Consider the following 7431-nt stretch of genomic DNA (forward strand, 5'->3'; position numbering starts at 1 on the left):
AGTTTGAAAAAACGATGAGGAACAGCAAAAAAGCCGCATAAATTGCATCCAGAGGAATCTAAATAAATGCATCTCAAAAAAAAATATCTGACGAAACAAAATCTCTAGTGTACTATTGCAATTCCATTAGTTGATTTTTTTAAAAAGGAGAAAAGTAGGGATGAACTAATAGCAGAGTTACAAAAAAATACAAATTTCGAGGATGAAGAAGTAATTGTTAATGTAAAGAAATACAAAAGAAATAACAAAACAATAGCATTAATAAAATTACTTCGAAATTTTGAATGTCAAATTTGTAAAAAATTCATTAAAAAAAGAGATGGTTCTAGATATGTGGAAGCTGCTCACATCAATCCAAAACATAAGAAAGGACAAGAAATAGCAGAAAATATAATTCTCCTATGTCCCAATCACCATAAAGAATTTGATTATGGTGATTTGAGCATTATTGAACAAACGAATGACAAAATAGAATTTAATCTTAATGGAACCGATTATATAGTTAATTTAAAGATATCTTAATTCTTAATATTATCAAATGATACCATTGGTAATTAAGTCAGCTAACAAAATTATGAACTTCAACAATATTGATGATTTAAAAAAAGCAGGATTTTCAGGATTTAAGAAAATAGGTGACCTTTTCACAGACTGTTCATCCATTCCAAAAGACAAAGGTGTTTATCTCGTTTTAAATCCAAATTTTAAAAAAGAAGAATATTTGCAAATTGGAACAGGCGGGCACTTTAAAGGAAAAAACCCGAACGTTTCTCTTGACGAACTAAAAACCAATTGGGTTGAAAACTCACTCGTTATATACATCGGAAAGGCAGGCAGTGAAAGCAGTAAGGCAACATTATACTCAAGATTAAAACAATATTTTGGCTTCGGTCAGGGTAAAAATATTGGGCATTATGGAGGGAGGTTGATTTGGCAGTTAAAGAACTCTGCGGACTTAATTATTTGTTGGAAATCTTTAGTTAATGATGATCCAAGAACTATTGAAAAACAATTAATTAAAGATTTTGCAATAATGTTTTCTGCGCGACCATTCGCAAATCTTACCGATTAATTTTAAATGAATAAGATTGAATTTTGGATATGGCCTAATAAATTAAAATGAGTAAATTATTTTAAAATAGATCCAAAAACTATGTAATCACAGACAGAATGTCGTAAATTTTCCGTATCTTTATGCTAACATTTCGAACCACAAGCATACTATATTTCTCACTTTTTGCTTGTTCTTAAACTTAATTCTGGTAACGCCCTGCGGGCAGCCCTCCTAAAGGTAAAGGTTAGAATTTACACGAAAATATTATTGAGTTTTTCTCAATTTTTCTCCAAATTTTATCTGGTTTTTGCTGAGCTTCCAACTATCTTTTAATTAAAAGGAAATGGTTTCTTTGATTAAAGTCTACATCAACTCTCATTACTCCTCCTTACTTTTTATAAGGGCTATCTTCCAATTCACATTTCTAATTCCTAATTTCACTATATCCAAAACTTATACATGTCCTGTATATAAGGAGAGTAGAAATTTTTTTGGATATTTGATTTCCATAATAAAATAAAACCAGATTTTAGTGAATAGAGTTAAGAACATTCAGAGATTAATAAATTTATCTTGTGTAAATAAAAGAAGTGGTGACCCTAATATAAAGTTATCATCCCTTTTTTATTCAATATCAGAAGACGATGCTGTAGATAGAAATAGTGATATAATTCAGGCTGTAATCACAGAGCCAAAATATGTTCTATGTTTTTTAATTGTGCCATATAGAGGGCAGTATGGTTCATATTGTAAAGAAGAACTAGTTGCTTTTACAGACAAAGAAGGAAATGCTTTAAGCAAAATAACTTTGTCTAAGTGGGAGGTCTTGAATCTTCAATTAACCTCATCCGATTATTTAAAGTCTTTAACTATATCTAGAGGATCAGATGTCCAAGTTGTCTTAGATTTTCAAAATCTACCCAGATTGACTGTTGTTTCTGATTTTTGGAAACTTGTCAAAGAAATCGATGCATCTTGTGAAACTGCTAGGGAAGCGCATGCATACTTAGATTATTACCTTGACAAAAAGAAATTAAACGATGCAGAACGTTCTATCTTAGACTTTCAAGAACAACTTTCAAAGCAAGCAAATGTCTTAGAACAATATCAGTCATTAATCTTGCAATTTCAAAAAATTGTGGATAGCTGTAACATTAATATCCAAAACTCAAACTATCCCCTTAAATAAAGAAATATGATTAAGTTTTGGATATAGTAAAATTTCTCGCTAGTTATAACTCAAATTTAATAATGCGTTCTTTCTCCTTTTCTTTATTGTTTAAATAAAATTCTTTTAAATCCCTCAAATATACTTCTGTTGTTTTACTGAGTGTGTGTCCATTCTTCATTTGAACTTCCGCAAATGACATACCCTCATAAACAATCTCATGAACATTAGCTGTATGTTTTAAATGATATTTTGTGAAAGAATTGTCTATTCCCAAATCGTTAAGCATGGTTCTAAAACTGTACGACATACTTTTATGCTTATACATTTCTCGCCCCAAGTAGCAGATTTTTCCATTTTCAGCAGTACTGAACAGAAATAAATTTTGTAATGAATTATTGTTAAAATCAACACCAATGCTTTCCAAGTGATTATATATTGGTAAATCCAAAGACACCTTTCTCGCTATTCTGGTTTTACTTTTTGCTGCTTTTAGGTAAATCATCTTTTTGCTCATGTCAAAATCTTTGAGTTCTAGTCTGCAAATTTCTATCGGTCTTAAGTGGGTGTAGTATATTAAAAGAAGAAAAGTTAAATAAGGAGGTTTCCTATGCTCTTTTACATAATTGAATATATTTTGTAGCTGCTCAATGGTGAAAACTGTTGTGTTATCATTCTGTTCCCTTCTTATTTCATAACCTAATCTTATATGTTTAATAGGGTTAAATTCTAAAACTCTTTTTTTTGTAGTCCAAAATTCTAGTACAGCACCTAATCTTTCCTTATATTCTTTAATTGTGAATTTTGACAGTCTTGTTTTATATCGAATTGAAATATAATTCTTTGCATAAATCAGGTAATTTTCAATCAATTCAGCATCTATGTAATCTAGCAGAATGTAGGGCATATCAATCTCGTTAAGATAATTTTTGAAGAATTTGATACCTAATTCATAATTTGCTATTGTCTTTGGTGATAAAAATTGCCTACGGTTTTCAATATAAGCTGCTGCTGCTTCATCATAAGATGGCATTCTTTCTGCTTTTCTTATTTCATTAAAATTTTTTCCATCATAGACTTTGGAAGTTAGTAAGTCATGAACATTATTATATAAGCTTTTTATAAGTTTTTCGCGCTCTTTTTTGGTTAAACCAACTTTGTTCAGGCCAGCTCTGAATTTTACCTGTTTGCGTTTGTTGTTTTTATTATAATAGAAATAAATAAATACTTCATTTGAATTGCTGATATGGATATTTGAGCATTCTGGGTTTAGGGGATAAGGTTTAATTACCATAAACTTTTGATTCCTTTTTAATTGATTAATAGCTAATTAATTTTTATAAGAATCTAGTAAAGAGAGCATTCAAAATTTTGATGTACCTTTGTTACAATTCAGGATAAAAACCTGACAGGTTGTATGCAAAAAGATATCGAAATTACCCTGCTCCCACATCAGGTTGAGCAAGTTGAGGCCATCAATCAAAAGCTCGAAGAAGCCTTAAAAATACCACAAAAGCGCATTCATGGCTTCGAAATTCTGAAAAGATCAATAGATGCAAGGTCTCGAAAAGTTATCTACCGTCTTCAAATAAAAGTTTATATCGATGAAATTCCTCAGGTAGAAATTCATGAGGTTAACTATCAAAATGTCAGTAATGCTAAGCCCGTTTTAATTATTGGCGCTGGTCCGGCCGGATTATTTGCCGCTTTGCAATGCATCGAAAATGGCTTAAAACCAATAATTATCGAAAGAGGTAAAGATGTTAAACAGCGTAGAAGAGATTTAGCCGCAATTAATAAACAAGGCGTTGTAAATACCGAATCTAATTACTGCTACGGCGAAGGTGGTGCCGGCACCTACTCAGATGGTAAATTATATACCCGCTCTAACAAACGGGGTGATATAAATAAGGTATTACAAGTTTTTGTAGATCACGGTGCCGAAAAAGATATTATTGTGGATGCAAGACCACACATTGGCACAAATAAATTGCCACATATCATCACATCTATAAAAGACACTATTTTAAATGCTGGTGGAGAAGTGATGTTCGATAGCCAGATGACAGATATACTCATTGAATTTGGTAAAATAAAAGGCATAGAAATAAATTTTGAAGATAAATTACATGCAGATAACATCATCCTGGCAACCGGTCATTCGGCCAGAGATGTGTACGAATTGCTGCACAGCAAAAATATTTTAATAGAAGCAAAGCCATTTGCCTTAGGCGTACGTATAGAGCACCCGCAACAAATTATCGATTCAGCACAATACCATTGCGATACACGCTCCGAGTTTTTACCGCCCGCCTATTATAGTTTAGTAGAGCAAGTTGGCGCTCGTGGAGTATTTTCTTTCTGTATGTGTCCGGGTGGTATAATTGCACCTTGCGCCACAGGCGAAAATGAAATTGTTGTGAATGGCTGGTCGCCTTCTAAAAGAAATAATCCCTACGCTAATTCTGGTACTGTTGTTCAGGTAACTTTAAATGATGTTCTGGGATATGATCCTTTACGCATGCTAAATTTCCAATCAGAGATAGAAAAACTGGCGTTCGAAGCCGGTGGCGGAAATTTGGTTGCCCCAGCACAGCGAATGATGGATTTTGTAAATAATAAACTATCAATCGATTTGCCTAAAAATTCATATCTCCCCGGTACAAAAAGTGTTATGCTCGATAATATTTTACCCGCTTTCGTTTCAGATAGTTTAAAATCTGCCTTGCCATTGTTCGGCAAAAAGATAAAAGGCTATTATACCAACGAAGCCATTTTGGTTGGTGTAGAAAGTCGTACTTCATCACCTGTTCGCATTCCTCGTGATAAGGAAACTTATCAGCATCCGCAAATTAAAGGTTTATATCCTTGCGCAGAAGGCGCTGGCTATGCTGGCGGAATCGTATCTGCCGCAATCGATGGTATAAATTGTGCAAACGCCATTTTGAATGCAAAATAGCAAACATTAAATATTTTAACTTGTTCTTAAGCTATGTTTGATATCACCAATGAAATAAAAAAATCTTTTAATGGGGATGCCTGGCATGGAAATCATGTTATGCAAACGCTAAACAATGTCGAACCCGAAAAAGCATTTCAACATTTTATTCCAGATGCACATTCCATTGCCGAAATCGCATTGCATTTAACCGCGTGGACAGAAGAAGTTTCATCCAGATTGAATGGAAATTTAGCTCTGGAACCAGAAATGGGCGATTGGCCACCAGTTCAGGAAAAATCTCCACAGGCATGGGAAAAAATTATTGTAAATTTTAAAATTGCGAATGAAGAATTGATTCGAATTTGTGAAAATATAAAACCCAATGATTGGAATAATAAAACAATTGACGAAAGAAATGCGGCTTTAGGAACAGGAGTTACAAATGCAGTATTATTAAATGGTTTGGTTCAGCACCACGCTTACCACTCCGGACAAATTGCTATTCTCTCAAAATTTTAGTTTATGAAAAAGACACTCATTATCGGAGCCTCAACAGATCCCTCACGCTACGCTTATAAAGCGGCACACATGCTCACCAGGTTTAACCACCAAATAGTTAATATCGGTATAAAACGCGGCGAAGTTGCAGGCGTAGAAATCGAAAAACAAGGCCAAACTCATCCAGATATAGACACCATTACATTATATATCGGCCCTGCCTTACAACCACAATACTATCATTATATTATTGATACCAAGCCAAAGCGTGTGATTTTCAATCCCGGTACAGAAAATTATGAGTTCGAAAAACTTTTAGATCAACACAATATCGAACCAATGAGAGCTTGTACTTTAGTGCTTTTAAGTACCGGACAGTATTAGCCAAATTCCCAAAATCAATATTCAATTATCAAAAGCAGGGCCTGTATAACTTAAATGTTCTTATCTGCTTTATAGGTTAAGACATAATTAATATCTTTTTTTGAAAAGCAAGTTCCTGTTTTCCAATTAAAGTTCGTCCCGTTCTGCATTTCAAATCCTCGGTTCGCTGCGCTTTCCCTGCGGGTTTTTCATTCCGCCCGGGTTTATTTTACGTCTGTCCGTTTTCCAATCAGTAGTTAGTATATAGTATTTAGTATCGAGTATCAAGACATGGAGCTTACACCCGCTACTTAGATGACCTTAGATTCCTTAGATTGTGGATTTAGTCTTTTATTAAGTGCTAACGATATACATCTTAAACTTAGCTGCCTTAGGTGGTGAAAACTTATGCATTAAGCTTTAAAATCTTTTTCAATCTGCGCTATTTTATCTGCGAACATCAGCGGGAAACGATAGGCACCTTGCAATCACCTGCAACCATCAACCTAAAACAGATTTATAACTTAGATGACCTTAGATGGTAAACTAGTCTTAGTGGATAGGTTCTTACTATGTAGTATTAAGTACTTAGGCATGGAGCTTATACTCGCTACTTACATGTCCTTAATTACTTATATGTACAAACTATTCCCTTAAAATCTATTTTTTAAAATAACTTAGCTGCCTTAGTTGGTGAAAACTTATGCATTAAGCTTTAAAATCTTTTTCAATCTGCGCTATTTTATCTGCGAACATCAGCGGGAAAGATAGGCGCCTATGCAATCACCGGTAAACTAAAACCGACTTACAACGTAGATGAACTTAAATCCTTATTTGTACAAACTGTTCCCTTAAAATCTATTTTTAAAATAACTTAAGTGACCTTAGCTGTCTTAGGTGGTGAAAACTTATACATTAAGCTTTAAAATCCTTTTCAATCTGCGATAATTTTATCTGCGAACATCAGCGGGAAAGATAGGCGCCTATGCAATCACCGGTAACCCTGAACAATCAATTTACCACAGAAACCCGCCTTAAACAAACCACGTCCTGAAAAAGTTTGCTTACGCCAATAATTTTTCTCACTGAAATCCATGCAGTTACCACTGTCCATCCAAATAAAAGCGGCCCTGGCTTTGTGCAAGCGGATAATTTTCCTACTTTTGCATCCCGCTTCGGAGGAAGGGGAAAAGGTTGAAAAGATGAAATAAGGTTGCCGGAATTATTTTCAAATAAAATTTGGTGATTGAGAAAAGTTTTCTACTTTTGCAACCCGCTTGGGAAGGAATCGGAGCTCTGAAAAGAGCGATATTGAAAGAGGGATTAAGAAGAAAAAGGCGACGAAGAAATAAAATTTATTTTATTTGGAAGTTAAAAAAAGATTCTTACCTTTGCACTCCCAACCGA

Annotated in this window: 7 protein-coding genes; 6 read left to right on the plus strand and 1 reads right to left on the minus strand. The window is 33.9% G+C overall.

Translation table 11 applies throughout. From position 1 onward, the window contains the following. Positions 1-291 precede the first annotated feature (291 nt). From LUA86_RS19380 to LUA86_RS19110, 3 genes are all read left to right on the plus strand, one after another. Complete coding sequence (locus LUA86_RS19380) at positions 292-522, plus strand: HNH endonuclease (protein WP_370634400.1); 231 nt, start codon at positions 292-294, stop codon at positions 520-522. A 16-nt stretch (positions 523-538) separates the two neighbouring features. Further along, complete coding sequence (locus LUA86_RS19105) at positions 539-1072, plus strand: hypothetical protein (protein ID WP_231465790.1); 534 nt, start codon at positions 539-541, stop codon at positions 1070-1072. Between the two features lie 514 nt (positions 1073-1586). Continuing rightward, positions 1587-2243 (plus strand): hypothetical protein, encoded by a 657-nt coding sequence (locus LUA86_RS19110; RefSeq protein ID WP_231465791.1) that lies wholly within the window; start codon positions 1587-1589, stop codon positions 2241-2243. Between the two features lie 43 nt (positions 2244-2286). Here the strand turns inward: LUA86_RS19110 and LUA86_RS19115 are convergent, their stop codons facing one another. Beyond that, positions 2287-3516, minus strand: coding sequence for a tyrosine-type recombinase/integrase (locus tag LUA86_RS19115; RefSeq protein ID WP_231465792.1), 1230 nt, complete (start codon positions 3514-3516; stop codon positions 2287-2289). Positions 3517-3639: 123 nt separating this feature from the next. On the opposite strand from LUA86_RS19115, the gene LUA86_RS19120 reads away from it, so the two are divergent. From LUA86_RS19120 to LUA86_RS19130, 3 genes are read left to right on the plus strand one after another with little or no spacing between them, the layout of a single operon-like run. Beyond that, positions 3640-5181 carry an NAD(P)/FAD-dependent oxidoreductase gene (locus LUA86_RS19120; protein ID WP_231465793.1) on the plus strand — a complete coding sequence of 514 codons (1542 nt, stop codon included), beginning with the start codon at positions 3640-3642 and terminating at the stop codon, positions 5179-5181. Between the two features lie 33 nt (positions 5182-5214). Continuing rightward, on the plus strand, positions 5215-5682 hold the full coding sequence (locus LUA86_RS19125; RefSeq protein WP_231465794.1) for a DinB family protein: 468 nt from the start codon (positions 5215-5217) through the stop codon (positions 5680-5682). A gap of 3 nt (positions 5683-5685) precedes the next feature. Beyond that, positions 5686-6045 (plus strand): CoA-binding protein, encoded by a 360-nt coding sequence (locus LUA86_RS19130; RefSeq protein WP_231465795.1) that lies wholly within the window; start codon positions 5686-5688, stop codon positions 6043-6045. Positions 6046-7431: the final 1386 nt, after the last annotated feature.

Origin of the sequence: Pedobacter sp. Leaf132, from assembly GCF_920984695.1 — a bacterium.
GTDB lineage: Bacteria > Bacteroidota > Bacteroidia > Sphingobacteriales > Sphingobacteriaceae > Pedobacter.

Excerpts from the sequence above, each read along its gene's own strand:
- LUA86_RS19130 (WP_231465795.1), top strand. The coding sequence starts at position 5,686 with ATGAAAAAGACACTCATTATCGGAGCCTCAACAGATCCCTCACGCTAC.
- LUA86_RS19105 (WP_231465790.1), top strand. The coding sequence starts at position 539 with ATGATACCATTGGTAATTAAGTCAGCTAACAAAATTATGAACTTCAAC.
- LUA86_RS19120 (WP_231465793.1), top strand. The coding sequence starts at position 3,640 with ATGCAAAAAGATATCGAAATTACCCTGCTCCCACATCAGGTTGAGCAA.
- LUA86_RS19125 (WP_231465794.1), top strand. The coding sequence starts at position 5,215 with ATGTTTGATATCACCAATGAAATAAAAAAATCTTTTAATGGGGATGCC.
- LUA86_RS19115 (WP_231465792.1), bottom strand. The coding sequence starts at position 3,516 with ATGGTAATTAAACCTTATCCCCTAAACCCAGAATGCTCAAATATCCAT.